Raw genomic sequence first — 26,476 nt, 5'->3', positions numbered from 1 at the left:
CTTGGCCGTCTCGCGGCCTCGACTCCTTCGAACGGCCCAATGGGTTCTGTAACAATGCGCGGCCTCCGTTCGGGGGACCCGTTACGGTCCGCGACGATCCGGCCGACCGTGCCCCAGGGGCGGACAACGGCGATGTCGGCAGGGTCGCGTTGTCCCAGATCTTCTCGGCGCTCGCCGAGGCACCCTCCGCCAGTGGCAAAGCCGCTGGTGGAGGCCTATCCAGTCCTGGGTCTGGCCTAGTTCGACTAGAACTGATATCAGTTCTGAAACAGCGTCAGATATGACGTGCGGTGCGGTGGGAGGCAGTCGGCCATGACCGAGCTCGTGGAACACGGACAGCTGTTCATCGGCGGGGAGTTGACCGAGCCCCTCGGCAAGGACGTCATCGAGGTGATCTCCCCGCACACCGAGGAGGTCATCGGCCGGGTGCCGCACGCCTCCCGGCAGGACGTGGACCGGGCCGTGGCCGTCGCGCGCCGCGCCTTCGACGAAGGGCAGTGGCCGCGGGCGACCTTGGAGGAGCGGATCGAGGTCGTCACCCGCATCAAGGACGGCATCGCGGCCCGGCACGAGGAGATCGCCCGGGTGATCTCCGCCCAGAACGGCTCCCCGTACTCCTGGAGCGTCCTCGCCCAGGCGCTCGGCGCGATGATGGTGTGGGACGCCGCGATCAGGGTCGCGCGCGACTACACGTACGAGGAGCGCCGCGACGGTGTCCTCGGGCCGATCCTCGTCCGCCGCGAGCCGGTCGGCGTGGTCGCGGCCGTGGTGCCCTGGAACGTCCCGCAGTTCGTCGCCGCCGCCAAGCTCGCGCCCGCGCTGCTGGCCGGCTGCACGGTCGTACTGAAGCCGTCCCCGGAGTCCCCGCTCGACGCGTATCTCCTGGGGGAGATCGCACGGGACGCCGGACTCCCCGAGGGTGTGCTCTCCATCCTGCCCGCCGACCGCGAGGTCAGCGAGTACCTGGTCGGGCACCCCGGCATCGACAAGATCTCCTTCACCGGCTCGGTCGCGGCGGGCAAGCGGGTGATGGAGGTCGCGGCCCGCCATCTCACCCGCGTGACCCTGGAGTTGGGCGGGAAGTCGGCGGCGGTCGTCCTGCCGGACGCGGACGTGCGGACCGCGGTGGCCGGGATCGTCCCGGCGGCCTGGATGAACAACGGGCAGGCGTGCGTGGCCCAGACCCGCATCCTCGTCCCGCGCGCCCGCTACGACGAGTTCGCCGACGCCTTCGCGGCAGCGGCCGGCGCGCTGAAGGTGGGCGACCCGCTGGACCCGGCGACCCAGGTCGGCCCGCTCGTCGCCCGCCGCCAGCAGCAGCGCAACCTCGACTACATCCGGATCGGCCAGGAGGAGGGCGCCAAGATCCTCACCGGCGGCGGCCGGCCGGCGGGACTCGACCGCGGCTGGTACGTCGAACCGACCCTCTTCGCAGACGTCGACAACTCGATGCGGATCGCCCGCGAGGAGATCTTCGGACCGGTCATCTGCCTGCTGCCGTACGGCGACGAGCAGGAAGCGGTGAAGATCGCCAACGACTCGGACTACGGCCTGTCCGGCAGCGTGTGGACGGCCGACGTCGAGCACGGCATCGACGTGGCGCGGCAGGTCCGCACCGGCACCTACTCGGTCAACACCTTCAGCCTGGACATGCTGGGCCCGTTCGGCGGCTACAAGAACTCAGGGCTCGGGCGGGAGTTCGGCCCGGAGGGGTACGGCGCCTACCTCGAGCACAAGATGATCCACCTGCCGGCGGGGGCGTAGGCCATGGGCGACCGCTGGCACGTCGAGGTCGACCGGTCGGTGTGCATCGGCTCGGCCCAGTGCCTCCATCACGCCCCGCACGCCTTCCGCCTGGACTCCGCCCGCCAGTCCCACCCGGTGCAGGCGGACACCGACGCCGGCGAACCCGTCCTGGAGGCGGCCGAGAGCTGCCCGGTGGAGGCGATCGTGATCACGCTGGCCGAGAGCGGGGAGGCGGTGTACCCGCCCGAGGAGTAGGGCCACCGGTCCCCGAGGCCGGCACGTCAGTGCCCGACACCCGGTTCCGTCAGGTCGATCAGGCGGCACACCGTCTCGATGTCTATCTTCACCTGGGCGATGGAGGCCCGGCCGGAGAGCCAGGTGATCAGCGCCGAGTGCCAGGTGTGCTCGATGACCCGGACCGCCGAGAGCTGCTCGGGGGTCGGGTTCTCCAGGCCCATCGCGTCCAGGATGATCAGGGTCGTCTGGCGGGAGACCTGGTCGACCTCCGGCGAGACGCTGCGGTCGGCGAAGGTCAGGGCGCGGACCATCGCGTCGGCCAGGTGCGGCTCGCGCTGGAGGGCACGGAAGGCCCGCATGAGGGTCTCGGCGACCCGCTCGGCGGCCGTGTCGCCGGCCGGGGGCTTCTTCCGCAGGGTGCCGTGCATGTGCTCCAACTGGTCCTGCATCGTCGCCACCAGCAGATGGACCTTGGAGGGGAAGTAGCGGTACAGGGTGCCGAGGGCCACCTGGGAGGACTCGGCGACCTCGCGCATCTGCACGGCGTCGAAACCGCCCCGGCTGGCCAGCTGGGCGCTCGCGTGCAGGATCCGGCGGCGGCGGGCCTCCTGGCGCTCGGTGAGCGGCGCCGAGGAGGGCCGCACCGTACTGGCTTCCACCTTGGATTCCGCAGGCATGGGTCCCGTCCGTGACAGTCGGTGAAGGCGTCTGTTGGGGCGTGTGATCGGACAGCATGGTAGGCCGGTCCGCCGTGGCGTGAATCACCTGATCCACTGCTCCCAGCGCCCCTACCTGCCGGTAGATTCAGAGCCTCTTGAACGATCAAGTCTGTAACTTGTTCTAGATTAGCGTCCCGACGTAGTCTCGCGGGACAGTGCAGGCAGAAGGGGGCACGGAGTGACCGCTGAGGCCCGTGTGGCGGGCGTCGAGCAGGACCCCGCTGCCGACGGCGAGCGACCGCTCGACATCGCGCTCCTCACCTATAAAGGGAACCCGTTCTGCGGCGGCCAGGGTGTCTACGTACGGCATCTCTCCCGTGAGCTCGCCCGGCTCGGGCACCGGGTCGAGGTCATCGGCTCGCAGCCGTACCCCGTGCTCGACGAAGGGTATCCCCACCTCACCCTGACCGAGCTGCCCAGCCTCGACCTCTACCGCCAGCCCGACCCCTTCCGCACCCCGGGGCGGGACGAGTACCGCGACTGGATCGACGCCCTGGAAGTCGCGACGATGTGGACCGGCGGCTTTCCCGAACCGCTGACCTTCTCCCTGCGCGCCCGCCGCCATCTGCGGGCCCGGCGCGGCGAGTTCGACGTCGTCCACGACAACCAGACCCTCGGGTACGGGCTCCTCGGCGACATCGGCGCGCCCCTGGTCACCACCATCCACCACCCCATCACCGTCGACCGGCAGCTGGAGCTGGACGCGGCCGAGGGCTGGCAGCGCCGCTACTCGGTGCGCCGCTGGTACTCCTTCACCCGGATGCAGAAGCGCGTCTCGCGCCGGCTGCCCTCCGTCCTCACCGTCTCCGGCAGCTCCAAGCAGGAGATCGTCGACCACCTCGGCGTCCGCGACAACCGCGTGCACGTGGTCCACATCGGCGCCGACACCGATCTGTTCGCGCCGAATCCGGCCGTGCCCGAGGTGCCGGGCCGGATCGTCACCACCTCCAGCGCCGATGTACCGCTCAAGGGACTGGTGTTCCTGGTGGAGGCGCTGGCCAAGGTGCGCACCGAGCACCCGGCCGCCCATCTCGTCGTCGTCGGCAAGCGCCCCGAGGAGGGTCCGGTCGCGGCGGCGATCGAGCGGTACGGCCTCGAAGGCGCCGTCGAGTTCGTCAAGGGCATCTCCGACGCCGAACTGGTCGACCTGATCCGCTCGGCCGAAGTGGCCTGCGTGCCCTCGCTGTACGAGGGGTTCTCGCTGCCCGCCGCCGAGGCCATGGCCACCGGCACCCCGCTGGTCGCCACGACCGGTGGCGCGATCCCCGAGGTCGCCGGCCGCGACGGCGAGACCTGCCTGGCCGTACCGCCGGGCGACGCGGGGGCGCTGGCCGCCGGGCTCGGCCGGCTGCTCGAGGACCGTGAGCTGCGGGTGCGGCTCGGCCGCGCCGGCCGCGAGCGGGTGCTGCGGCACTTCACATGGGCGCGGGCCGCGGAGGGCACGGTGGCCCACTACCGCGAGGCCATCGCCCGCGCCGCCCGCTCCGCGGGTCCCGCCCGTGCCGAGGACCCCAGCCGCCCCCACGCTCGAACAGGCTCGCGCGGGGGGACCCCCGTCGCGGCCCGGACTCCCGGCCGCTCCGCGGCCTCACCGAGTGTTGCTCCCGCGGCGCCGCACAGCGTTGCTTCCGCGGCCCCGGCAACTGTTGCAGGCGTCTCATCCGAAAGCAGGGCCACGTGCTGACCGTCGACTTCTCCCGGTTCCCGCTCGCCCCGGGCGACCGCGTCCTGGACCTCGGCTGCGGGGCCGGCCGGCACGCCTTCGAGTGCTACCGGCGCGGCGCCCAGGTCGTGGCCCTGGACCAGAACGGCGAGGAGATCCGCGAGGTCGCCAAGTGGTTCGCGGCGATGAAGGAGGCCGGGGAGGCGCCGGAGGGCGCCACCGCCACGGCCATGGAGGGCGACGCGCTCGCCCTTCCCTTCCCGGACGAGTCCTTCGACGTGATCATCATCTCCGAGGTGATGGAGCACATCCCCGACGACAAGGGCGTGCTCGCCGAGATGGTCCGGGTGCTCAGGCCGGGCGGCCGCATCGCCATCACCGTGCCGCGCTACGGCCCCGAGAAGGTCTGCTGGGCGCTGTCCGACGCCTACCACGAGGTCGAGGGCGGCCACATCCGCATCTACAAGGCCGACGAACTCGTGGCGAAGGTCCGCGAGGCGGGCCTGAAGCCGTACGGCAGCCATCACGCGCACGCGCTGCACTCGCCGTACTGGTGGCTGAAGTGCGCGTTCGGCGTCGACAACGACAAGGCGCTGCCGGTGCGGGCGTACCACAAGCTGCTGGTCTGGGACATCATGAAGAAGCCGCTCGCCACCCGGGTCGCCGAGCAGGCGCTGAACCCGCTGATCGGCAAGAGCTTCGTGGTCTACGCGACCAAGCCGCACCTGCCCCGCCTGGACGAGACCGCCGAGGCGGCCGCCAAGTGACCACTCCCCGGACAGAACACCTCGTCCTGCCCGGGGTCCTCACCGCCGAGCAGGCCGCCGCGACCGTCCGCGGCATCCTCGCCGCACAGCGGGAGGACGGCGCGATCCCGTGGTTCCGCGGGCATCACCTGGACCCCTGGGACCACACCGAGGCCGCGATGGCCCTGGACGCGGCCGGCGAGCACGAGGCCGCCGAGCGGGCGTACGAGTGGCTGGCCCGGCACCAGCACGAGGACGGCTCCTGGTACGCCGCCTACGCCGACGGCGCCCACGACGACGTCACCGACCGCGCCCGCGAGTCCAACTTCGTCGCCTACATAGCCGTGGGCGTGTGGCACCACTATCTCTCCACCGGCGACGACACGTTCCTGGACCGCATGTGGCCCTGCGTGTACGCGGCCATGGAGTGGGTGCTCGCCCTCCAGCAGCCCGGCGGCCAGATCGGCTGGCGCCGCGAGGACGACGGCACGCCCACCGCGGACGCCCTGCTGACCGGCAGCTCCTCGATCCACCACGCACTGCGCTGCGCGCTCGCCATCGCCGAGCAGCGCGAAGAGCCGCAGCCCGACTGGGAGTTGGCGGTGGGGAGCCTGCGGCACGCGATCCGCCGGCACCCCGAGCGCTTCCTCGACAAGGACCGCTACTCGATGGACTGGTACTACCCGGTCCTCGGCGGCGCGCTCACCGGCGAGGAGGCCAAGGCCCGGATAGAAGAGTCCTGGGATCGCTTCGTCGTACCCGGCGCCGGCGTGCGCTGTGTCGTCCCCAACCCCTGGGTCACCGGCGGCGAGTCCAGCGAGCTCGCCCTGGCCCTGTGGGCGGTGGGAGAGTCGGACCGCGCCCTGGAGATCCTCCAGTCCATCCAGCACCTGCGCGACCCGGAGAGCGGCCTGTACTGGACGGGCTATGTCTTCGAGGACGACGCGATCTGGCCCCGCGAACTCACCACGTGGACGGCCGGCTCCCTGCTCCTCGCCGTAGCCGCGCTCGGCGGGCACGAGGCCACGTGCGCGGTCTTCGGCGGGGAGCACCTGCCGACCGGCCTGGACCCAGACTGCTGCGGCTAGGTCGCCTGCCCGAGGGGCTCAGTGCCGGTGTATCCGGTTGGCGATGGCGTGGCCCACGAACAGGTACACCACCGCCGCCAGGCCGTAGCCGGCGACCACGCGGGCCCAGGCCTCGTTGAAGGTGAAGAGGTCGTGGGACCAGCCCGCCAGCCAGGCGGCGGCCTGGTGGACGACCTGGACCAGGCTGTTGGCGCGGTTGGCGTCCAGCAGATACATCAGGATCCACAGGCCGAGGATCAGCGCCATGATGTCGGCGACGACCGCGATGACCGTCCCGGCCTGATTCGCACCGTTGCGATATCGAGCGAACATACCTTCCGGATTGCCGGGCGGCGGCCGGTGAAACCCGACCGGCGTAGGCCGAGTGGCGTACCCGGCCGTCCCGGGTGACGCTGCCGGAGGAAGCAGACCGCTCGGGGAGGACACGCCGGGAGGACCCCGTGCCCGTACCCATACGCCGCCTCGCCGTGGCGCTCACCCTGTGCTGTGCCCTGCTGGCCGGTTCCACCGCCTGTGGCAGCGGCGAGCAGACCAGCACGAAGGACACCGCGGCGCTCCAGGCCGCCCCCGCCGCCACCCCCAGCCCGACCACCTCGGCCGAACGGCAGAAGTTCGCCAAGGCCCGGTTCGTGGCGAACGCCGGTCTCGCGGCAGGCGCCACCTACCAGTGGATCGTGAAGCCCTGGAAGGCGGGCAAGTTCAAGAAGGGCGCCCACGGCCGCAAGATGACCCTGGTGAAGGCCGGTCTGGCCGGCGCGTTCACCTACAACCGGCTCAAGGCGGCCGTCCGCAACGCCCAGGGCGACCCGTTGCTGTCCAAGGCCCTCGCCCCGCTGGCCGCCGCCATCGACGGCCTGAAGAACCTGCCGTCCAAGCTCCGCAGTGGCGACGGGAACGCGGCCAACTCCTTCAACGACGTCATCAACAAGGTCAAGGACGCGGGCAGCAGCGCCGGCGCCCCGGTCAAGAACCAGGTGCCGTCGGAGCCCCAGCTCTCGCAGGGCAGCAAGAGCGGCTAGGAGTTCAGCTCCGCCAGCACTCTGAGGGTGTGCGGGTCCGGTGACAGGGCCAGCAGGTCCGTCACCGGGCCGGCGCGCCACAACTGAAGCCGCTCGGCGATGCGTTCCCGCGGCCCGACCAGCGAGATCTCGTCGGCGAAGGCGTCCGGCACGGCCAGTACGGCCTCCTCCCGCCGCCCCGCCAGGAACAGCTCCTGCATCCGCCGGGCCTCCTTCTCGTACCCCATGCGGGCCATGAGATCGGCGTGGAAGTTGCGGGAGGCGTGGCCCATCCCGCCGATGTAGAAACCGAGCATGGCCTTCACGGGCAGCAGCCCCTCGGCCACGTCGTCGCACACTTTCACCCGGACCATCGGAGCCACCACGAACCCCTCCGGCAGCTCGTGCACCACCTCCCCGTACACCTCCGGCCGGCTCGGCGCCCAGTACAGCGGCAGCCAGCCGTCGGCGATGCGGACGGTCTGGGCCACGTTCTTCGGACCCTCGGCGCCGAGCAGCACGGGCAGGTCCGGACGCAGCGGATGAGTGATGGACTTCAGCGGCTTGCCGAGCCCGGTGCCGTCCGGCCCCCGGTACGGCAGCGGATGGAACCGCCCGCCGGAGGCCACCGGCGCCTCCCGCCGCAGCACCTGCCGTACGACGTCCACGTACTCCCTCGTCGCGGTCAGCGGCGACGCCGGGAACGGGCGGCCGTACCAGCCCTCCACCACCTGCGGCCCGGACAGCCCGAGCCCGAGCATCATCCGCCCGCCGGAGAGATGGTCCAGGGTGAGCGCCTGCATCGCGGTGGTGGTCGGCGAGCGGGCGGCCATCTGGGCAACGGCCGTACCCAGACCGATCCTTGAGGTCCGTGCGGCGATCCAGGTCAGCGGGGTGAAGGCGTCCGAGCCCCAGGACTCCGCCGTCCACACCGAGTGATACCCGAGCCGCTCCGCCTCCCTCGCGAGCGGCACATGACCGGCGTCCGGGCCGCGTCCCCAGTAGCCGAGTGCGAGACCGAGCCGCATGCGCCTGCCTCCTGACGCTCCGTCAGTTCACTGCCGGGAGGCGACTGTACGACAACGGCCCCCCGCCCGGAAGGGCGAGGGGCCGTGCGCGAGGGTGCGCGGGGCTCAGCCGCGCTGGATGCCGGAGGTGTCCTGCAGGACGCCCCGGCGGCCGTCCTGGGTCTGCGCGACCAGCGCGGCACCGCGCTGCTCGACGGCCAGGTACCAGGTGCCCGGCGCCAGTTCGGCGATCGGGGTGGGCGAACCGTCCTCCGCGAACAGCGGACGGGTCACCGGCACGGCGAACCAGAACGGCGAGAAGTCCGCGACGGGCGGCTGCGCGACCGCCGGACCGCCCTGCGGCTGCTGCCCGAACGGCTGACCCGGCTGCGGCTGGGCGCCGTACGGCTGGCCCGGCTGCGGCTGGGCACCCGGGTACCCGTAACCACCGGGCGGCTGGGCGCCGTAGGGCTGCGGGGCGACCGGCTTGGGGGCCGGGAGCAGCGCGCCCTGGAGGGCCGGGACCAGGGGGCTCGCGACGGCGGCGGCGGCGAGAACGAGGGCCGCGACGAACCCGAGGATGAGGCCGGAGCCGGCGTCGACGTGGTCAGGGACGTCCACCAGCGTCCAGAAGAGGGTCCACGCGGACAGAATCGTGAAACCCGTGCCCACCGTGCCGAGGTCCAGGCCCAACACCTTGCGCTGCTGCGGCAGACAGCGGTTGAGGACGATCAGCGCGGCACCGATGACGGCCCCCATGTACGTGCCGAGGCCCGTCCCGAGGCTGTCCCACACGCTCTGGCTGTCGGAGAAGCCGGAGACCGAGTAGGAGTAGAGCTTGAGGAACGACGCGATGAACAGCAACACCGCTGCTCCGATCACCACGCCGTCGCCTCTAGTGAGGGAGCGGATGTTCACTTCAAAGGTCCTTAGTGAGTCGTCTCGTCGTCGGTAGACACTACCGTCCGCAAGATCCGGCTGTCCGGCCGGTTCCGCCCGCCGGTCACGAAGCGCGCAGGAAACTCACGATTCCCTCAGAGATCCCTTGCGCCGCCCGCTGCCGCCAGGCGCCGCTGGTCAGCAGTGCCGCGTCCTTGCTATCGCGCATGTTGCCGCACTCGATGAACACCTTCGGAACCGTTGACAGATTGAGACCGCCCAGGTCCGTGCGCGTGACGAGACCGGTGCCGTTGCCGAGGTAGTTGGACGGCGGCTCATCGGTGTCGCGCAGGAAGTTTCCGGCGATGCGGGTACCGAGGTCGTGCGAGGGTCCGACGATGCGGCGGGTGTCGGCGGCACCGGCGTGCACCGAGCCCGGCAGGATGACATGGAAGCCGCGATTGCCCTCGGCCGAGCCGTCGGCGTGGATGGAGACGGCCGCGTCGGCGTGCGCGTCGTTGCCGATCCGGGCCCGCTGGTCCACACACGGCCCCCAGGCCGGGCTGTCGCCGTCATGGGTCAGCTTCACCGTGGCGCCCTGCTTCTCCAGCAGCGCGCGCAGCCGGTGCGCGACGTCCAGGGTGAACCAGGCCTCGGTGTAACCGTCGTTGGTGGACGTCCCGGTGGTGTCGCACTCCTTGAAGTTCGTGCCGATGTCCACCTTGCGGCTGATCTCGGCCGCGTGCCGGAAGTTGCCCGGGTTGTGCCCGGGGTCGATGACGACGACCTTGCCCGCGAGCGGACCGGACGCGGCACCTCCCGAGGGCCGCTTGCCGTCGTCCGTCGCGGAAGGGGAGGCGGAGTGCGCGGACGCGGAGGGCGCGGCGGACCTGCCGGACGCCGGAGCGGCGGAGGCCGTACGCACGCCGCCGTCCCCGCCACCGCCGCCCACCGCCTCGTACACCACCCAGCCGAGCAGCGCACCGGGTACCAGCGCGGCGAGCGCCACGGTCAGCGGGCCCCGCCGGGGCCGGCGCGGCTGCGGGGGATCGAACTCCGGACCTAGGTACGACACGCCTGCCACCCTAGCGGGCGTCCATGGCGTCCAGCAGATCCGTGCGGACCTGGCGTGTGGCGTGCGAGTCCGGCTGTCGTCCGCTGTGGTTCAGCAGTACCTGTCCGCAGCTGCTGAGTACCCGTCGTTGTAGCCGTCTCTATAGCCACTGGTGTAAGAGCCGTTGCCGCCGCCCCAGCCCCAGCCGCCGCCGCGCTCCTGACAGTCGTCTCTGGCATCGGCCCAGCCTTGGCGGTACCCGGCGCGGTAGCCCCTCCTGTAGCTGTTGTCGCGCTGTACTGCGGCGTGGTACCCGGCCCGGTAGCCCTTCATGTAGCTGGGGCTTTGCAGTGCTGCGGGCGTTGTGCTCACGTGCGTTGCGCTCGGTGTTGCCGCCGAGGCCTGCTGAAGGCCAGCAGGCATGAGGCCGATGGTGGCAGCGATCAGGGCTGTACCCAGGACGGAGGATCGCTTGCAGTGGCTGGCGCGCATGACCTGCCCCCTTTGGCTTATAGGTCACTTCCAGTTACTTTCAACCCTAATCGCCCATATGTGTCTCGCAACTGGCCGCACTCCAGCCGCAAAGGGGGCGACACTGACGGCATGGAGTCGCAGAAGCCGAGGCCCGGTCGGCTGCCCTGCAGCAGCAGGGCATCTTGAGCCGCGAGGAGTTCGAGCGGCAGAAGGCCCGGCTGCTCAGCCAGTAGCTCGCTCGCGGGCAGCCCTGGCCGACAGGATTGCGCGCAACCACGCCGACGGGGCCAGAGCGCGCAATCTGCCGCAATCGTCGGGCGCGCCCGCACCATCCCGCGCATTCCGGGAGCCCAACCCATTGGAAGCGGAGGCGAGATGACGCTCAGGTTCATCGGCACCACCAACTAACGGATCTGCGCCCGCGCCAACGCCTAGGCCCCAGCAGGCGGGACCGATCGCCACCTGCACCTTCCTGTGCTTGAGCCACTCCATGGTGGGCTCGCAGGTCTCCATGAAAAAGTGATGCGGCCCCGCCGATCCGGTGCCTGAGATGACCCCTGATCTGCGGAGTAGCCGTTTCGGTCAGAGCACGCCTGCGACTCTGACCGGGGTCTCAGATCCCCGCTCCCGTTCGCCGCAGGACACGCAGCGAGCCGGTCACCGAGACCTCCGTGAACGCGCCGGACTCAAGTGCCCGCAGGTACACGCGATACGGAGCCTGCCCGGTGAACTCGTCCTCGGGCTCCGGGAAGACGTCGTGGATGACCAGCAGTCCACCCTCGGCCACATGGGGGGCCCAGCCCTCGTAGTCGGCGCCCGCGTGCTCGTCGGTGTGGCCGCCGTCGACGAAGACGAGCCCGAGCGGGGAGTTCCAGATGGCCGCGATCTGCGGGGAGCGGCCCACGAGGGCGACCACGTGGTCCTCCAGGCCTGCCTTGAACAGCGTCCGCCGGAAGGCCGGCAGGGTGTCCATCAGCCCGACCTCGGGGTCGACGGTCTCGGGGTCGTGGTAGTCCCAGCCGGGCTGCTGCTCCTCACTGCCCCGGTGATGGTCCACGGTCAACGCCGTGACCCCGGCCGCACGGGCCGCGTCGGCGAGCAGCACGGTCGACCGCCCGCAGTAGGTCCCGACCTCCAGCAACGGCAGCCCCAGCCGCCCCGCCTCCACGGCAGCCCCGTACAGCGCCAGCCCCTCGTCCACGGGCATGAACCCCTTGGCCGCCTCGAAAGCGGCCAGGATCTCGGGCTTGGGGGCGGTCGGCATCGCGGGGCCTCTCGGTCGTACGGCTGTGACAGCGCCCCGAAGGGGCGCGGGGAACTGCGCGACCAGCCACGACGGAGCCGCAGCCGCCAGCCGGCAGTCCCCCGTGTTCTACGCGTTCACAGTCTCCTCAGGCAAGGAAAGATCCAGGTCGACAGGCCGCTCCTCGCCGGAATGCGTGGCGGCAGAGGCGAGCGGCCCATGGCCGGAGGCCTTCGCGGCCAGCACATACGCCCCCTGCGCCGGCACGGCGAGCACATAGCTGCCGTCCTCGTCGGAGACGGTCGCCCCGGCCTGCCGCCCCCGTCGGTCGATCAGCGTGACCTTGGCCCGGGCGACCGGAGCGCCGTCGGCACCCAGGACCCGTCCGCGGAAGCCCCGCAGCACCTCCTCGGCCCGCTCCAGCATGGCGTCCTCCTCGCTGCTGGCCCGCAGCTGAGTGTGCTGCTGGGCCGGCCGGGAGGCCTTCGGCAGGAACAGCGCCATCAGCAGCCCCACCGCGACCGCGGCGGTGGCGATCAGGAAGGACACCCGGAACCCGTGCATGGTCGGGATCGCGATACCGCCCATGTTCTTCGCGGTGTTGGCGAGCACCATGCCGATGACGGCACTCGACACCGACGTACCGATGGACCGCATCAGGGTGTTGAGGCCGTTGGCCGCGCCGGTCTCCGAGGCCGGGACCGCGCCGACGATCAGCGCGGGCAGCGAGGAGTAGGCGAGACCGATGCCGGCGCCGAGGACGACGGAGGTGACGATGGTCTGCCAGGCCGCGTCCATCAGGCCGAGGCCGCCGCCGTAGCCGAGCGCGATGATCAGCAGACCGGTGATGAGGGTGACCTTCGGGCCGTACTTGGCGGACAGCCGGGCGTACAGCGGAGCCGTGAACATCATCGTCAGGCCCAGCGGGGCCACGCACAGGCCCGCGACGACCATGGACTGGCCGAGGCCGTAGCCGGTGGCCCTGGGCAGCTGGAGCAGCTGGGGCAGGACGAGGGAGACGACGTAGAACGCCACGCCGACCATGATCGACGCGAGGTTGGTGAAGAGGACGGCCGGGCGCGCGGTGGTGCGCAGGTCGACCAGGGGCGCCTTGATCCGCAGCTCGAACAGGCCCCACAGGACGAGGACCACGACCGACGCAGCGAACAGACCGAGCGTCGTGCCCGACGACCAGCCCCAGTCGCTGCCCTTGGTGATGGGCAGCAGGAGCAGCACCAGGCCGGTCGACAGGCCGAGCGCGCCCAGCAGGTCGAAGGAGCCCTCCGCCCGCATCGGGGACTCGGGTACGACCAGGAGGGTCAGGACGATGGACAGCACGCCGAGGCCGGCGGCGCCGTAGAACAGGGCGTGCCAGTCGGTGTGCTGGGCGACCAGTGCCGCGGCGGGCAGTGCGAGGCCGCCGCCGACGCCGATCGAGGAGCTCATCAGGGCCATGGCCGAGCCGAGCCGCTCGCGAGGCAGCATGTCCCGCATCAGGCCGATGCCGAGCGGGATCGCGCCCATGGCGAAGCCCTGGAGGGTCCGGCCGGCGATCATGGTGAGCAGTTGGCTGGTGAGCGCGCTGACCAGGGCGCCGACCACCATGACGGCGAGGCTGAGGATCAGCATCCGCCGCTTGCCGTAGAGGTCGCCGAGCCGGCCCATGATCGGGGTGGCCACGGCGCCGGACAGGAGGGTCGAGGTGAGGACCCAGGTGGCGTTGCTGGGCGCGGTGTGCAGCAGCTGCGGCAGGTCCTTGATGACCGGCACCAGCAGGGTCTGCATCACCGCGACGACGATGCCCGCGAAGGCGAGCACCGGGACCACAGCGCCGCTCGCCCTCCGGGCCGGCTGGTCGGTCGTCGTGTGGGTCATGGAGTCGAGGCCTCCCCGTAGTGACAAGTGCTGGGTGAACCTCGTATGCACAGGCAACTATTCCGTTGCTTCGGGCCTCTAATGAATCCTTGACCAGGTCATGGGTTTCTGATCGCGTGTCAGGGCGATGCTGCGCGCGGTGTAGGCCCCAGGGTCCAGGCACCCGTGGTCCGAAATGCCGATGCAAGGACCGTAACCGGGTTGAGAGCATGACACCCATGCTGGAAGCCGCCGACACCACGCCTGTCATATCCCGCCGTACGACCGCGCCGACCTGGCTGGTCGTGGCGCTCGCCTGCGCCGGGCAGTTCCTGGTCGTGCTCGACGTGTCGGTGGTGAACGTCGCCCTGCCGTCCATGCGGTCCGGCCTTGGCCTGACCGCGTCCGGCCTGCAGTGGGTGGTGAACGCGTACGCCATCGCCTTCGCCGGGTTCATGCTGCTCGGCGGCCGGGCCGGCGACCTGTACGGGCGCAAGCGGATGTTCCTCGTCGGCCTCGGCCTGTTCACGCTGGCCTCGCTGGGCGGCGGCCTCGCCCAGGAGGGCTGGCAGCTGCTGCTGGCGCGGGCCGTGCAGGGGCTGGGCGCGGCGGTGCTGGCCCCCTCGACGCTGACCCTGCTGACCTCCGCGGTGCCGGAGGGGGCGGCGCGGGCGCGCGCGATCGCCACCTGGACCGCGGTAGGCGCCGGTGGCGGGGCCGCGGGCGGACTGGTCGGCGGGGTGCTCGTGGACGTGCTCTCCTGGCGCTGGGTGCTGCTGATCAACGTGCCGGTGGGCGCGCTGGTGCTGGCCGGCTCGGTGCGGTGGCTCACCGAGAGCCGGGCCGGCGACGGGCGGCGCCTGGACCTGCCGGGCGCGCTGCTGGTGACGGCGGGCCTCGCGACCCTCGCCTACGGCATCTCGCAGACGGAGGCCGAGGGCTGGACGGCCCCCGCCACCCTGCTGCCGCTGCTCGCCGGGTTGGCGCTCATCGCCCTGTTCCTGCTGGTAGAGGCGCGTACGGCGGCCCCGCTGATGCCGCTCGGCCTGCTCCGGCTGCGCTCGGTCGCCTCGGCGAACGCGGCGATGTTCCTCTCCGGCTCGGCCATGTTCTGCATGTGGTACTTCATGACCCTCTACGCCCAGAACGTCCTCGGCTACACGCCGCTGGAGGCCGGAGTCGCCCTGGTGCCCAGCTCGCTTTCCGTGGTCGTCGGCTCCAAGCTGGCGCCGCGCCTGATGCGGCTCGCGGGCCCGCGGACCGTGGCGGCGCTGGGCACGCTGGTGGCCGCGGCCGGCTTCGGCTGGCAGTCGACGATGAGCGCGCACGAGGCATACCTCACCGCGATCATGATCCCGGGCATCCTGATGATGCTCGGTGCGGGCCTCGCGGCGACGCCGCTCGCCTCCCTGGCCACGTCCGGGGCGGCACCGGGCGAGGCCGGTGTGGTGTCGGGGCTGGTCAACACCTCGCGCACGATGGGCGGTTCGCTCGGGCTCGCCGTGATGTCGACCGTCGCCGCGGCCGGCACGGGCAGCGGGCACGGCCCCGAGGCGCTGACCGACGGCTACGCCCTGGCGTTCCGGGCCAGTACGGCGGTGTTGCTGGGCGGGGCGGTGCTGATGCTGCTGTGGCTGCCGCGGAGAACTTCTTCGACGTGAGGCAGCGGTCCGGGCCGCCCAGCCGCCGGCCGCGGCTGATGCGTACGGCATTTCTTCTTACGGGGAGCAGCACGCCGCCGAGGACCCGGCCCCAGTCGACGGCCGGGCCCTGCTCACAGCCAGCCCTGCTGCCGTGCCTCCCGTACCGCCTCCGCCCGGTTGCGGGTGCCGGTCTTGCCGATCGCCGAGGACAGGTAGTTGCGGACGGTGGACTCGGACAGATGCAGCTTGCCGGCGATGTCGGCGACGGTCGCCCCGTCCACCGACGCCTTCAGCACGTCGCACTCCCGGGCCGTCAGCGGACTGGGCCCGGCGCTGAGCGCGGCGGCGGCCAGCGCCGGATCGACGACGGTCTCCCCGGTGAGCACGCGCCGGATCGCCGCGGCCAGTTCCTCCACGGGCCCGTCCTTGACGAGGAACCCGGCCGCTCCGGCCTCCATGGCCCGGCGCAGATAGCCGGGCCGGCCGAAGGTGGTGAGGATCAGCACCCGGCAGTCGGGCGCCTGCTCCCGCAGCTCGGCCGCGGCGTCCAGTCCGCTGATGCCCGGCAGTTCGATGTCCAGCAGGGCCACGTCCGGCCGGTGGGTGAGTACGGCGTCCACGATGCCGTCGCCCGAGCCCAGCTGGGACACCACCTCGATGTCCTCCTCCATACCGAGCAGCAGAGCGAGCGCACCCCGCATCATGCCCTGGTCCTCGGCGAGCAGCACCCGAATGGACTTGGTGGTCCGGTGCTCCCGGGGCATCTCGTTCATGGGCTCAGGTTACGGCCGGAAACTCCGGCCCACCGCGGCTCCCGGCGGGCTAGCCTCGCCCGCATGTCCGAGTTCTCGACCGCGCGCTTCTATGACGAGCTGGCCGACGACTATCACCTGATCTACCCGGACTGGGAGACGAGTCTCCGTAGGCAGGGTGCCGCGCTGGACGCCCTGGTCGGCCGGGAGGGTGCGGCCGTGCTGGACTGTTCCTGCGGCATCGGGACGCAGGCCGTCGGGCTGGCCCTGAGGGGTCACCGGGTGGTCGGGACCGACCTCAGCGTGCGGGCCGCCGCCCGTGCGCGCCGGGAGGCAGCCCGGCGCGGAGTGCCTCTGCCCACCGCCGCTGCCGACATGCGGCAACTGCCTTTCCCCCGCGGCCGGTTCGACGCCGTGGTCTGTGCCGACAACTCGCTGCCCCATCTCCTGACGGAACCGGACGTGCGCGCCGCGCTGGGGGAGATGCGCCGGGTGCTGCGGCCCGGCGGGCGGCTGCTCGTCAGTACCCGGCCCTATGACGAGCTGCTGCGCGAGCGTCCGGTTTCGACGCCCCCGCAGGTGCACGAGTCCGCCGACGGCACCGAGCGGACCATCAGCTTCCAGCTCTGGCAGTGGCACGCGGACGGCGAGCACTACGACCTGGAGCACTTCCAGCTGCGTCCGGGCGAGGGGCAGGGGGAGGTCCGGGTGCGCCGGGCCACCTACTGGGCGCTCGGGCGGGAGCGGCTCGCCGGGTTCGCCGCCGGTGCGGGATTCACGGACGTCGCCTGGCTGATGCCCGAAGAGACGGGTTTCTTCCAGCCGTTGCTCGTGGCGCGGGCAGCCGCCCTCGATTAAAGACTTGGCATTGTCCGGTGCGGCGGGGGTTGACGGTCTCCGGCGGTACTCAAACAATCGCCCCTGCATTTCCAGGAATCCGCGCAATTTCCACTGTCGAATAGGTTCGGTATTTCGATCGAACAGCGTCCGAGATATCGAACGAGAGAATCCGAGGTGCACCGTGCCCGTGAGATCCCCCCACGTCCACCCGCGGCTGAGAAGCGCCGCCCTGTCCGTGCTCGCCGTCTGCGCGACCCTCGCCGCGCTGCTCCTCGGCGTCGGCGCGCCCCAGGCCGCCGCCGCGAGCTCCCTGCCCTGTGACGTCTACGCCGCCGCCGGAACCCCCTGCGTCGCCGCGCACAGCATGGTCCGGGCGCTGTACTCGTCGTACAACGGCTCGCTCTACCAGGTGCAGCGGGCCTCGGACGGCGCCACCAAGGACATCGGGCTGCTGGCCGCCGGCGGATACGCGAACGCGGCCGCCCAGGACTCCTTCTGTTCCGGCACGACCTGCATCATCACCAAGATCTACGACCAGTCCTCCCGGCACAACGACCTCACCGTCGAGGGTGCGGGCGGCGCCGGGAAGGCCGATGTCGGGGCGCCCGCCGACGCGCTGCCGGTGACCGTCGGCGGCCACCAGGTCTACGGCCTGGAGATCTCCGCCGGCATGGGCTACCGGAACGACGCCACCTCCGGCGTCGCCACCAACGGCGCCGCCGAGGGGATGTACATGGTGACCTCCGGCACCCATGTCAACGGCGCCTGCTGCTTCGACTACGGCAACGCCGAGACCAACAACAAGGACACCGGCAACGGTCACATGGACGCCATCAATTTCGGCACCGAGTGCTGGTTCTCCCCCTGCTACGGGCAGGGCCCCTGGGTGCAGGCCGACCTGGAGAACGGGCTGTTCCAGTCCGACGCCGGATACAGCAAGAACTCCGCCAACACCGGCTCCGGACCCCTGCCGTTCGTGACCGCGCTGCTCAAGAACAACGGCCAGAACCATTTCGCGCTCAAATGGGGGAATGCACAATCCGGTGGGCTCACGACCACCTATTCCGGTGGTGAGCCGACCAGGAGCGGATACTCGCCCATGCACCAGGAGGGCGCGATCGTCCTCGGTACCGGCGGCGACAACAGCAACGGCTCCATCGGCTCGTTCTTCGAGGGCGTCATGACCTCCGGCATCCCGACCGACGCCGCCGACAACGCCGTCCAGGCCGACATCGTCTCCGTCGGCTACGGCGGCGCGACCGGCAGCACCGGCACCCTGAGCGCCGGCTCGGAGATCTCGCTGCGCGCCACCACCTCCTGCTGCACCGCCGACTACGTCCGCCACCAGAACAACGCCGGCGTCCTCTCCTCCATCACCTCCAGCAGCTCCAGCCTGGACAAGAACGACGCCACCTGGATCGTGCGCAAGGGACTCGCGAGCAGCTCCTGCGTCTCCTTCGAGTCACGCAACTACCCCGGCGACTATCTGCGCCACTACAACTACAAGCTCTACCGGCAGCCCATGGACGGCACCGCCCAGTTCCGGGCCGACGCCACGTTCTGTCCGCAGACCGGCAAGAGCGGCACCGGCACCTCGTTCGCCTCGTACAACTACCCGACGCGATACCTGCGCCACTACGACTACAACCTCTACATAGCGAGCGACGGCGGGTCCAACGCCTTCGACAGCAGTACGTCCTGGACTGACGACGTCAGCTGGGCGGTCAGCGCGCCCTGGGCGCCGTAGCCACCGCCTCCGCGAACTCCGCCGACTCCACCGGGAGTTCGGCGGTCACCGTGAAACCGCCGCGCGGCGACGGGCCGGCCGTGAGCAAGCCGCCCGCCGCCGCGAGGCGCTCGGTGAGCCCCTTCAGTCCGGTGCCGCCGATGCCCTGCTGGGGCCGGCTGACGGCCTTGCCGCTGCCGTTGTCGGTGACGGTCAGCCGGACCTGCTCGGCGCCGCTGTCGACGGTGATCTCACAGCGGCCCGCGTCGCTGTGCCGCACCACGTTCGTCACCGCCTCGCGCACCACCCAGCTCAGCAGCGCCTCCGTCTGCGGCTCCAGCGGCACCCCCGACTGCCGTACCACCGGCTCCACACTCGCCGCCGACAGCGCCGAGCGGGCCCGGGTCAGCTCGGTGGCGAGGCTTCCCTCCCGGTAGCCGGTCACCGCCTCGCGGATCTCGGTGAGCGCCTGCCGGCCCACCGACTCGATGTCCGTGATCTGGCCCAGCGCCGCGTCCATGTCGCGCGGCGCCAGCCGCCGGGCCGCCTCCGACTTCACCACGATCACCGACAGCGTGTGCCCCAGCAGGTCGTGCAGGTCCCGGGAGAAGCGCAGCCGCTCCTTCTCCACCGCGCGCCGGGCCAGCTCCTCGCGGGCGGCGCGCAGTTCCCGTACCGCTTCGGACAGGCCGAGGATGGCGGCGGTCACCATGCTGGACAGGAAGGTGGCGTAGCCGATGTTCGTCGCGTCCTCCCAGCCGCCGCGGACGGCGGAGACACCGGCCGCGTACACCGTCAGCAGCAGACCCGTACGGCCCAGCCACGGCCCGCGCAGGGCGGCGCCCACGGCGAGGCCGAGCAACGGGAAGAACATCAGCCAGTTGCCGCCGTAGCCGAGGGCGAGGCCCGTGGTCACCAGGGCCATGAGCAGCAGCGCCACCCGGGTGGAGGCGGCGGCCCGCTTCTTGCGGTCGAAGGAGCGGAAGGTGACGTAGATGTAGAGGCTGTTGAAAGTCACCAGGCCCAGGCCGCCGATCCACGGGTTCGGGGTCCTGCCCTGGAGGAGATTGGAGAAGGACCCCATCCCCATCAGCAGCCAGGGCAGCAGGGCGAAGCCGGTGGGCGGCGGGCCCGGATGGTCGACGTCCGGGGCCTTTCCCGCCTTCCGGGCCGCCCGTTGCGCGGCCTTGAAGCGCTCGTGCTCGGCCTTCCACTGGCGCCGCTCGGCCCGAAAGGCCTGTAGCTGGCACCGAACTCCCCATGCCCACGTCATGTCTGATGTTTCCCCCGGTCAGATGGTCCCCGCCCGACGGCGGTACGACAGCACAGCGTACGAACCGAACAGAAAGAGCCAAGCGGTCAGCACGATGATCGCACCGGTGTCCGGTGCATGCCCCTCGGATACGGCGGTGCCCAACTGGGCGAACCGATGGGTCGGGGTGTACGCCGATACGGCCCGCAGCCAGCCGGGGAACAGACTGATCGGGAACCACAGGCCGCCGAGCACCGCGAGCCCCAGATTGCACACCATGTTCACCACCCCGGTGCTCGGCCCGGTCAGCCGGTAGCCGTTGCCGAGGCCGAGCAGGGTGAACGGGATCGAACCGAGCCACAGCAGCAGCGTGATCGCCACCCACTGGCCGGCCGGCAGCCGTACGCCGTTGAACACTCCGCCCGCCGCCAGCACCGCGACGATCGAGGGCAGTACGGTCACCACGCCGGTCAGGGCCCGACCGATCACCACCTCGCGCGGGGTCATGGGGGTCACGCGGAGCTGTCGCAGCCAGCCGGTCGCGCGGTCCTCGGCGACGGCACCTCCGGTGTTCAGCGCGGAGCCCACGGCGCCGTAGGCTGCCATGCCGACCATGGCTGCCGTCTTCCAACTCCCGTCGTTCTCGCCGAGGTTGGTGAACAGGAGATACATCATCACGGGCATGGCGATGCCGCCGATGACGAAGCCGGTGTCCCGGAGGGTGCGGCGGGTTTCGAGTCGTACGTAGGCGAGCATCAGACTGTCTCCGGGGCGTGAGAGGGGCGGGGGCTGCCCAGGGTGTTTCCCCCGGCCGTGATGGCCAGGAAAGCGTCGTCCAGCGAAGCCGGAGACACCTCCAGGTTCCTGATCGCCCCCAGCTCCGCCAGCGCGATCACCGTCGCGTCCGAGTCGTCCGTGCGCAGGCGTGCCCTCTCGCCCTGCACCTCCACCGAGCGGACCCCGGGCAGCAGGCCGAGGGACTCCGGGTCCCGCCCCGACAGGTCCACGGCGACCAGGTTGCCGCCCGCCGCGCGCCGCAGCTCCTCGCCCGTGCCGTCGGCGATGATCCGGCCCCGGTCGATGACCACGATCCGGTCGGCGTGGGCGTCCGCCTCCTGGAGGTAGTGGGTGGAGAACAGGACGGTGTGGCCGCGGCGGGCGTAGGTCCGCATGGAGGCCCAGAAGGCGTGCCGGGCCTCCACGTCCAGTGCCGCCGTCGGCTCGTCCAGGACCAGCAGCGCCGGGTTCCCGGCCAGCGCGAGAGCGAACCGCACCCGCTGGACCTGCCCGCCGGACAGCCGGTCCACCCGGCGCCCGGCCAGGTCCGCGATCCCGGCCAGCTCCAGGGCCCGCGACACCGGCATGGGCGCGGGATAGCGGGAGGCCAGGAAGGTGACCAGCTCGCCCACGGTGACCCGGGGCACCGGCCGGGCGTCCTGGAGCATCGCGCCCACCCGCCCCGCGCGCACCGACCGCTCGGGCGCCGCGCCGAACAGTTCCACGGCGCCTGCGTCGGGCTCGTACAGCCCGAGCAGCAGCCCGATCGTGGTCGACTTGCCTGCACCGTTGCGGCCCAGCAGGGCCACGGTCTCCCCGCGCCCGATCCGCAGGTCCACCTCGTCCACGGCGCGCACCGCGCCGTACGTCTTGACCGCCCCCGTGAAGGACACGGCGGTGTTCTCCGTCTGTGTCATGCCTACGACGCTAGGGAATCGCTGCCCCGCCCCGGCAGAGGCGCTTGTACGGACTCGGGCAGTACAAATGTCACTGTCCCGCCGAGCCATTCCCGGAGCTGACACATCGTCAGGAGCCCTTCACAACCGTGGAGCGCTGGGCTATACAGAGGGCGCCGGACTGGAACGCGTTCTAGATCGGCCCGTAGCGACCTCGGTGCGGCCGACGGTGCGGACGTCCGCGCCGGGGTCTTGAACCGCCAGTGTCAGGAGCCGTATGCCCATCGACGCAAGCCGAGCCCTCGCGGCCGAACCCCGGACCGGCGAGATCTCCTGGACCACCAAGGACGTCCAGCTCTACCACCTCGGCATCGGCGCGGGAGCCGACCCCGACAAGAACGCCCCCGCCACCGACCCCGACGAGCTGCGCTACACCCTGGAGTCCCGGCTGCACGTCCTGCCGAGCTTCGCCACCGTCGCGGGCTCCGGCGCACCCGGCGTGATCAGCGGGCTGTCCATGCCCGGCGTGGAGGTCGAGCTTTCCAAGGTCCTGCACGGCGGACAGACGCTGGAGATCCACCGCCCCATCCCGGCCGAGGGCAGGGCGAGTGCGACCAACCGGCTCGCCGCCGTCTACGACAAGGGCAAGGCCGCCGTCCTGGTCCTGCGCACCGAGGTCGCCGACGCCGACGGGCCGCTGTGGACGAATGACGCCCAGATCTTCGTACGGGGCGAGGGCGGGTGGGGTGGCGACCGGGGTCCGTCCACGCGGCTCGAACCCCCCGTCGGCGAGCCGGACCGGACCGTCGAGCGCCCGATCCGCGAGGACCAGGCCCTCCTCTACCGCCTGTCCGGCGACTGGAACCCGCTGCACGCCGACCCCGAGTTCGCCAAGCTCGCCGGCTTCGACAAGCCGATCCTGCACGGGCTGTGCACCTACGGCATCACGCTCAAGGCGGTCGTGGACACGCTGCTCGGCGGGGATGTGAGCCGGGTGCGGTCGTACACCACCCGGTTCGCGGGCGTCGTGTACCCGGGGGAGACCCTGCGCATCCGCATGTGGCGGCAGGAGGGGAGCGTGCGGGTGGCCGTGAGCGCTGTCGAGCGGGATGACGCGCCGGTCCTCGCGGACACCGTCGTAGAGCACTCCTGAAACCAGTATCGAGGGGAGCCGCACCATGCGCGCAGCCGTACTGCACGAGATCGGCCAGGAAAAGCTGGAGGTCCTCGACGACGTCGAGGCGGTGGGCTTCGGCCCCGGCAAGGTCAGGGTCCGGGTGCGGGCGACCGGGCTGTGCCACTCGGACCTGTCCGCGATGAACGGGGTGCTGCCGCAGCCCGCACCGTTCGTGCCGGGGCACGAGGGCGCGGGCGAGATCCTCGAAGTGGGAGACGGGGTGCGGCACTTGAAGCCAGGCGACCGGGTCGTCATCTGCTGGCTGCCCGCCTGCGGTGCGTGTCCGGCCTGCAGGCGCGGGCAGACCGAGCTGTGCCTGGCCGGGTTCATGAACGCGGGGACCCCCAACTTCAGGCGCTCCGGCGGTGACGTCTTCGGCTTCGCCGGTACCGGCACCTTCGCCGAGGAGGTCGTGGTCGACGCCGGGTGTGCGGTGCCGATCCCGGACGACGTGCCCTTCGACATCGCGGCGCTGATCGGCTGCGGGGTCACCACCGGTCTCGGCGCCGCCCTCAACACCGCCGATGTGGCGGCCGGTTCGTCGGTGGCCGTCATCGGGTGCGGAGGCGTCGGAATCTCGGCGGTGCAGGGCGCGCGGCTGAAGGGCGCCGCCGAGATAGTCGCCGTGGACCCGGTCGCCTCCCGGCGCGAGTCCGCGCTCAGGTTCGGCGCCACCAAGGCGGTTGCGCCGGAGGAGCTGGCCGACGCCAAGCAACAGGTCACCGGCGGTGAGGGCTTCGACTACGTCTTCGAGGTCGTCGGCAGGTCGGGCACCGCCCGCACCGCCTACGAGAACACCCGGCGCGGCGGCACCCTCGTCGTGGTCGGCGCCGGTGCCATGGACGACTTCCTGCGGCTGAACATGTTCGAGCTGTTCTTCGACGAGAAGCGCATCCTGCCGTCCATGTACGGCGGCGGCGACGTGCTGCGCTCCTACGAGCGCACGATCGCCCTGTGGCGGGCCGGCCGCGTCGACCTGGCGGGCCTGATCACCCACCGGGTCCAACTGGCCGGGATCAACGAGGCGCTGGACCAGATGCGCACGGGGACGGCCCTGCGTACCTGCATCGAGATCTGAGGACGGGGGCCGCTATGGCACTGCCATCCGAGGGGCCGTTGCAGGGGCTGTCCGCCGTCGTCACCGGCGCCGGACGCGGGCTCGGGCGGGCCGAGGCGCTGGAACTCGCCCGGCTCGGCGCCGCCGTCGTCGTCAACGACTACGGGCGGCCCGGACGGGACGGCTCGGGGGAGGCTTCGGCGGGGCCGGCCGAACAGGTCGCCGCCGAGATACGCGCACAAGGCGGCCGGGCGGTCGCCCACACCGGGGACGTCGCCGACTTCCAACAGGCCCAGGAGCTCGTGCGGTTGGCGATCGGCGAGTTCGGCAAGCTGGACATCCTCGTCAACAACGCGGGCATCCTGCGCGACCGCATGGTCTTCACCATGACCGAGGACGAGTGGGACTCGGTGATCCGTGTCCACCTCAAGGGGCACTTCAACACCACCCACTTCGCCGCCCGGCACTGGCGGGAGCGGTCCAAGGCCGCCGGAGGTGAGAAGGTCTACGGGCGGATCGTGAACACCTCCTCGGAGGCGTTCCTCGCCGGCTCCGCCGGGCAGCCCAACTACGCGGCCGCGAAGGGCGGGATCGTCGGCCTGACCACCTCCACCGCCCTCGCCCTCGCCAAGTACGGCGTCACGGCCAACGCCATCTGCCCGCGCGCCCGGACCCGGATGACCGAGGACGTCTTCGCCGGGTTCGAGCGGCCCGCCGAGGGCCTGGACCCGCTGGCCCCCGAGCATGTCGCCCCGCTCGTCGGCTACCTGGCCTCGCCGGCCGCCGCCGGGATCAACGGACAGCTGCTCGTCGTGCACGGCGGCATGGTCGCGATCGTCGAACGGCCCCGGGTGCAGGCGAAGTTCGACAGCAAGCAGGAGACGTTCAGCTACGACGAACTCGACGCGCTCCTCACCCCGCACTACGCGGACCGGCCGCCGGGGGAGACCTTCGCGGCGGCGGAGGTGCTGGGGCTCGGACGGGGCTGAGGGGACCGCCGAGCGGACTTCCGGACGAGAAAGAGGGGGCGCCCGTCGGACGCCCCCTCTTTCTCGTTGCCACCGTCAGGCAGCCGCCTCCGCGGTCTGCTGGGCCGGCTTGCGGTGCCGGCCGTGCGGAGCCGACTCGCTCTCCTGGGCCGCGACCGGGCCCCGGTGCCGGCCGTGGCCGGCAGCCTCCAGAGAGTCGGCAGACAGCTGGTCCGTCGTGCTGGTGTCGCTCATCGGAAGTATTCACCCCGTCAACATGATCTTTCGTACAGCCGGGCGAGTGTAACCGGCGCACCACGGGCCGAATCCAGGCGCACACGCCAACCGGCACTAGTTCGTTACAAGACGTCCCAGAGGCGCCTCCTGCAACGGCACCGGACGGGCCGCCACGGGCTCCGGAATCCCCGGTTCCACACACTCCTGAATCTCCGGTCCCACAGGCTCCGAAGCGCCCTGACCCGCAGGCTGCGAAGCCTGCGGGTGCGCAGGTCCCGGAGGGTCCGGTTCCGTCGGCTGCGGCGGCGCCCAGGGCGCCCCCGCAGCCGTGCCGTCCCGGACCGGACCCTCCGGGCCCGCCTCCCCCCGCGCCGCGGCAGTACCGCTCCCCGCGGCCGTCTCCCCCCGGGGCACCGTCAACTCCGCCACGCCGCACGGAGTCTCCTCCGTGGCGTACGGCAGCCGCAGCACCCCGTCCCGTGTCCAGAGCCCGGCCCCGGTCAGCCACCCCTCGGGCGCCGGGACATGGCTCAGCCGCCGCCCCGTCGGCTGCCAGATGCCGACCCAGCTGTTGCCGAACGGCCCGTCGACGCGCAGCGCCACCGCGCAGTTCTCCGGCATCAGCGCCTGCCCGGGCTGGATCGCGAACGGCGTCACCGTGCAGTCCGGCACCCTGAGGCTCTCCGGGAAGCGCACCGGCAGCGTGCTGCCGAGCACGCCCCAGCCCCATCGTTCCTGCCCCGGCGAGGGCGCGTCCGAGGAGAGGAGCAGCAGCCCGCTGTCGGGGTCGGCGAGCAGCAGCCGGTCGTCGCTGTCGGCCGCGATCTGCAGCAGCGGCGAGACCTCGGCGCGCTCCAGGTCCACCACGACCGTCTTGACCGGCCCGCCGCCGAGATCCCGGTCCAGCGCCAGCATCCGCCCGGCGCGGTCCAGCCACACCCCGCCCGAGCAGCGTCCCGGCACCTCGGCGACCCCCTCGGGCCCGAACGCCCCGCCCGCCACCAGCCACACCACACTCGACCGCGGCCCGACCGCGAGGGCGTACGCCCGCACGCCCCCAGGGGCGGGCGGCAGCAGCGTGAGCCGGGTGCCGGGCTCGGGGCACTCCACCGCGCCCAGCGGCAGCTCACCCGTGCCCGGGCCGGTCGGGTACAGCAGCGAGAAGGCGTGCCGGTGCTCGACCAGCCGGTGGATCAGCACCCGGCCGTCGGACAGGGGCTGCACCTCGGTGCCGGGCTCCTCGGGCTGGTTGCCGGGCAGCGGCACCGCGTACGGCTCCGGGCCGTCCAGCGTCCAGCGCTCCGGGAACCAGCAGTCGCCGGCCGGCGCGAGCCGGGCCGCGTACGCGCCGTCCGCCGTCACGGCGAACGCCGTCCCCGGTACCCCGTCGGCCCCGCCCGTGGCCGGGGGTTCGATCGCACAGGCCGTCATCGTTCGGTCACC

At 71.6% G+C, this 26,476-nt stretch carries 27 protein-coding genes; 13 read left to right on the top strand and 14 right to left on the bottom strand.

Features of this window, described 5'->3' with window-relative positions:
* Positions 1 to 312 precede the first annotated feature (312 nt).
* Entirely contained in the window at positions 313 to 1,764 is a 1,452-nt protein-coding gene (locus ACWCQS_RS26605) for an aldehyde dehydrogenase (protein ID WP_451006775.1), read from the top strand.
* A 3-nt stretch (positions 1,765 to 1,767) separates the two neighbouring features.
* Positions 1,768 to 2,001 (top strand): ferredoxin, encoded by a 234-nt coding sequence (locus tag ACWCQS_RS26600; protein ID WP_388621845.1) that lies wholly within the window; start codon positions 1,768 to 1,770, stop codon positions 1,999 to 2,001.
* A gap of 26 nt (positions 2,002 to 2,027) precedes the next feature.
* Here the strand turns inward: ACWCQS_RS26600 and ACWCQS_RS26595 are convergent, their stop codons facing one another.
* Complete coding sequence (locus ACWCQS_RS26595) at positions 2,028 to 2,660, bottom strand: TetR family transcriptional regulator (protein ID WP_451006774.1); 633 nt, start codon at positions 2,658 to 2,660, stop codon at positions 2,028 to 2,030.
* A gap of 220 nt (positions 2,661 to 2,880) precedes the next feature.
* Between ACWCQS_RS26595 and ACWCQS_RS26590 the strand changes: the two genes are divergently transcribed.
* The 3 genes from ACWCQS_RS26590 to ACWCQS_RS26580 are packed head-to-tail and all read left to right on the top strand — an operon-like array spanning position 2,881 to position 6,199.
* The gene (locus ACWCQS_RS26590) at positions 2,881 to 4,386 is read left to right on the top strand and encodes a glycosyltransferase family 4 protein (protein ID WP_451006773.1); all 1,506 of its coding nucleotides are present in this window, start codon (positions 2,881 to 2,883) and stop codon (positions 4,384 to 4,386) included.
* The gene (locus tag ACWCQS_RS26585; RefSeq protein ID WP_451006772.1) at positions 4,380 to 5,132 is read left to right on the top strand and encodes a class I SAM-dependent methyltransferase; all 753 of its coding nucleotides are present in this window, start codon (positions 4,380 to 4,382) and stop codon (positions 5,130 to 5,132) included. Before ACWCQS_RS26590 ends, ACWCQS_RS26585 begins: the two co-directional genes overlap by 7 nt.
* Positions 5,129 to 6,199 carry a prenyltransferase/squalene oxidase repeat-containing protein gene (locus ACWCQS_RS26580; protein WP_451006771.1) on the top strand — a complete coding sequence of 357 codons (1,071 nt, stop codon included), beginning with the start codon at positions 5,129 to 5,131 and terminating at the stop codon, positions 6,197 to 6,199. Before ACWCQS_RS26585 ends, ACWCQS_RS26580 begins: the two co-directional genes overlap by 4 nt.
* A gap of 18 nt (positions 6,200 to 6,217) precedes the next feature.
* Here ACWCQS_RS26580 and ACWCQS_RS26575 read toward each other — a convergent pair whose 3' ends face one another.
* Positions 6,218 to 6,511 carry a hypothetical protein gene (locus ACWCQS_RS26575; RefSeq protein ID WP_451006770.1) on the bottom strand — a complete coding sequence of 98 codons (294 nt, stop codon included), beginning with the start codon at positions 6,509 to 6,511 and terminating at the stop codon, positions 6,218 to 6,220.
* Positions 6,512 to 6,639: 128 nt separating this feature from the next.
* Here ACWCQS_RS26575 and ACWCQS_RS26570 point away from each other — a divergent pair, with 128 nt between their 5' ends.
* Entirely contained in the window at positions 6,640 to 7,218 is a 579-nt protein-coding gene (locus tag ACWCQS_RS26570; RefSeq protein ID WP_451006769.1) for a hypothetical protein, read from the top strand.
* Here ACWCQS_RS26570 and ACWCQS_RS26565 read toward each other — a convergent pair.
* The 4 genes from ACWCQS_RS26565 to ACWCQS_RS26550 form a co-directional block, all read right to left on the bottom strand.
* Positions 7,215 to 8,225: an LLM class F420-dependent oxidoreductase gene (locus ACWCQS_RS26565; protein ID WP_451006768.1), complete on the bottom strand. Its 1,011-nt coding sequence runs from the start codon at positions 8,223 to 8,225 to the stop codon at positions 7,215 to 7,217. The genes ACWCQS_RS26570 and ACWCQS_RS26565 overlap by 4 nt on opposite strands.
* Before the next feature lie 105 nt (positions 8,226 to 8,330).
* Positions 8,331 to 9,122 (bottom strand): hypothetical protein, encoded by a 792-nt coding sequence (locus tag ACWCQS_RS26560; RefSeq protein WP_451006767.1) that lies wholly within the window; start codon positions 9,120 to 9,122, stop codon positions 8,331 to 8,333.
* A gap of 85 nt (positions 9,123 to 9,207) precedes the next feature.
* On the bottom strand, positions 9,208 to 10,158 hold the full coding sequence (locus ACWCQS_RS26555) for an N-acetylmuramoyl-L-alanine amidase (protein ID WP_451006766.1): 951 nt from the start codon (positions 10,156 to 10,158) through the stop codon (positions 9,208 to 9,210).
* Between the two features lie 90 nt (positions 10,159 to 10,248).
* Entirely contained in the window at positions 10,249 to 10,629 is a 381-nt protein-coding gene (locus ACWCQS_RS26550) for a hypothetical protein (protein ID WP_451006765.1), read from the bottom strand.
* 146 nt (positions 10,630 to 10,775) lie between these two features.
* Here ACWCQS_RS26550 and ACWCQS_RS26545 point away from each other — a divergent pair, with 146 nt between their 5' ends.
* A complete protein-coding gene (locus tag ACWCQS_RS26545) occupies positions 10,776 to 10,844 on the top strand; it encodes an SHOCT domain-containing protein (protein WP_451006917.1) in 69 nt (22 codons plus the stop codon).
* A 380-nt stretch (positions 10,845 to 11,224) separates the two neighbouring features.
* Here ACWCQS_RS26545 and ACWCQS_RS26540 read toward each other — a convergent pair whose 3' ends face one another.
* Together ACWCQS_RS26540 and ACWCQS_RS26535 are read right to left on the bottom strand one after the other, a co-directional pair.
* Entirely contained in the window at positions 11,225 to 11,875 is a 651-nt protein-coding gene (locus ACWCQS_RS26540) for a class I SAM-dependent methyltransferase (RefSeq protein ID WP_451006764.1), read from the bottom strand.
* A gap of 108 nt (positions 11,876 to 11,983) precedes the next feature.
* On the bottom strand, positions 11,984 to 13,729 hold the full coding sequence (locus tag ACWCQS_RS26535) for an MFS transporter (protein ID WP_451006763.1): 1,746 nt from the start codon (positions 13,727 to 13,729) through the stop codon (positions 11,984 to 11,986).
* A 209-nt stretch (positions 13,730 to 13,938) separates the two neighbouring features.
* Between ACWCQS_RS26535 and ACWCQS_RS26530 the strand changes: the two genes are divergently transcribed.
* A complete protein-coding gene (locus tag ACWCQS_RS26530) occupies positions 13,939 to 15,369 on the top strand; it encodes an MFS transporter (RefSeq protein ID WP_451006762.1) in 1,431 nt (476 codons plus the stop codon).
* A 113-nt stretch (positions 15,370 to 15,482) separates the two neighbouring features.
* On the opposite strand, the gene ACWCQS_RS26525 is transcribed toward ACWCQS_RS26530, so the two are convergent.
* Positions 15,483 to 16,124, bottom strand: coding sequence for a response regulator (locus ACWCQS_RS26525; RefSeq protein ID WP_388621820.1), 642 nt, complete (start codon positions 16,122 to 16,124; stop codon positions 15,483 to 15,485).
* A gap of 63 nt (positions 16,125 to 16,187) precedes the next feature.
* On the opposite strand from ACWCQS_RS26525, the gene ACWCQS_RS26520 reads away from it, so the two are divergent.
* Positions 16,188 to 16,961, top strand: coding sequence for a class I SAM-dependent methyltransferase (locus tag ACWCQS_RS26520; RefSeq protein WP_451006761.1), 774 nt, complete (start codon positions 16,188 to 16,190; stop codon positions 16,959 to 16,961).
* 169 nt (positions 16,962 to 17,130) lie between these two features.
* The gene (locus tag ACWCQS_RS26515) at positions 17,131 to 18,690 is read left to right on the top strand and encodes an alpha-L-arabinofuranosidase B (RefSeq protein ID WP_451006760.1); all 1,560 of its coding nucleotides are present in this window, start codon (positions 17,131 to 17,133) and stop codon (positions 18,688 to 18,690) included.
* Here the strand turns inward: ACWCQS_RS26515 and ACWCQS_RS26510 are convergent.
* From ACWCQS_RS26510 to ACWCQS_RS26500, 3 genes are read right to left on the bottom strand one after another with little or no spacing between them, the layout of a single operon-like run.
* Positions 18,668 to 19,942, bottom strand: coding sequence for a sensor histidine kinase (locus ACWCQS_RS26510; protein WP_451006759.1), 1,275 nt, complete (start codon positions 19,940 to 19,942; stop codon positions 18,668 to 18,670). The two genes, ACWCQS_RS26515 and ACWCQS_RS26510, sit on opposite strands and share 23 nt — an antisense overlap.
* An 18-nt stretch (positions 19,943 to 19,960) precedes the next feature.
* Positions 19,961 to 20,677 carry an ABC transporter permease gene (locus ACWCQS_RS26505; protein WP_451006758.1) on the bottom strand — a complete coding sequence of 239 codons (717 nt, stop codon included), beginning with the start codon at positions 20,675 to 20,677 and terminating at the stop codon, positions 19,961 to 19,963.
* Positions 20,677 to 21,615, bottom strand: a complete 939-nt coding sequence (locus ACWCQS_RS26500; RefSeq protein WP_451006757.1) for an ABC transporter ATP-binding protein — start codon at positions 21,613 to 21,615, stop codon at positions 20,677 to 20,679. Before ACWCQS_RS26500 ends, ACWCQS_RS26505 begins: the two co-directional genes overlap by 1 nt.
* A 256-nt stretch (positions 21,616 to 21,871) precedes the next feature.
* Between ACWCQS_RS26500 and ACWCQS_RS26495 the strand changes: the two genes are divergently transcribed.
* The 3 genes from ACWCQS_RS26495 to ACWCQS_RS26485 are packed head-to-tail and all read left to right on the top strand — an operon-like array spanning position 21,872 to position 24,817.
* The gene (locus ACWCQS_RS26495) at positions 21,872 to 22,747 is read left to right on the top strand and encodes a MaoC/PaaZ C-terminal domain-containing protein (RefSeq protein WP_450980891.1); all 876 of its coding nucleotides are present in this window, start codon (positions 21,872 to 21,874) and stop codon (positions 22,745 to 22,747) included.
* 25 nt (positions 22,748 to 22,772) lie between these two features.
* Positions 22,773 to 23,849: a Zn-dependent alcohol dehydrogenase gene (locus ACWCQS_RS26490; RefSeq protein WP_451006756.1), complete on the top strand. Its 1,077-nt coding sequence runs from the start codon at positions 22,773 to 22,775 to the stop codon at positions 23,847 to 23,849.
* Between the two features lie 14 nt (positions 23,850 to 23,863).
* Positions 23,864 to 24,817, top strand: coding sequence for a 3-oxoacyl-ACP reductase (locus tag ACWCQS_RS26485; RefSeq protein WP_451006755.1), 954 nt, complete (start codon positions 23,864 to 23,866; stop codon positions 24,815 to 24,817).
* Between the two features lie 75 nt (positions 24,818 to 24,892).
* On the opposite strand, the gene ACWCQS_RS26480 is transcribed toward ACWCQS_RS26485, so the two are convergent.
* Both ACWCQS_RS26480 and ACWCQS_RS26475 read right to left on the bottom strand, forming a co-directional pair.
* Positions 24,893 to 25,051, bottom strand: coding sequence for a hypothetical protein (locus ACWCQS_RS26480; protein WP_450980888.1), 159 nt, complete (start codon positions 25,049 to 25,051; stop codon positions 24,893 to 24,895).
* 96 nt (positions 25,052 to 25,147) lie between these two features.
* Complete coding sequence (locus tag ACWCQS_RS26475) at positions 25,148 to 26,464, bottom strand: hypothetical protein (RefSeq protein ID WP_451006754.1); 1,317 nt, start codon at positions 26,462 to 26,464, stop codon at positions 25,148 to 25,150.
* Positions 26,465 to 26,476: the final 12 nt, after the last annotated feature.

The sequence above is a fragment of the Streptomyces sp. NPDC002076 genome (assembly GCF_053593835.1).
Note: the sequence above shows the minus strand (reverse complement) of the source record. Positions and strands in the feature narration are given on the sequence as shown.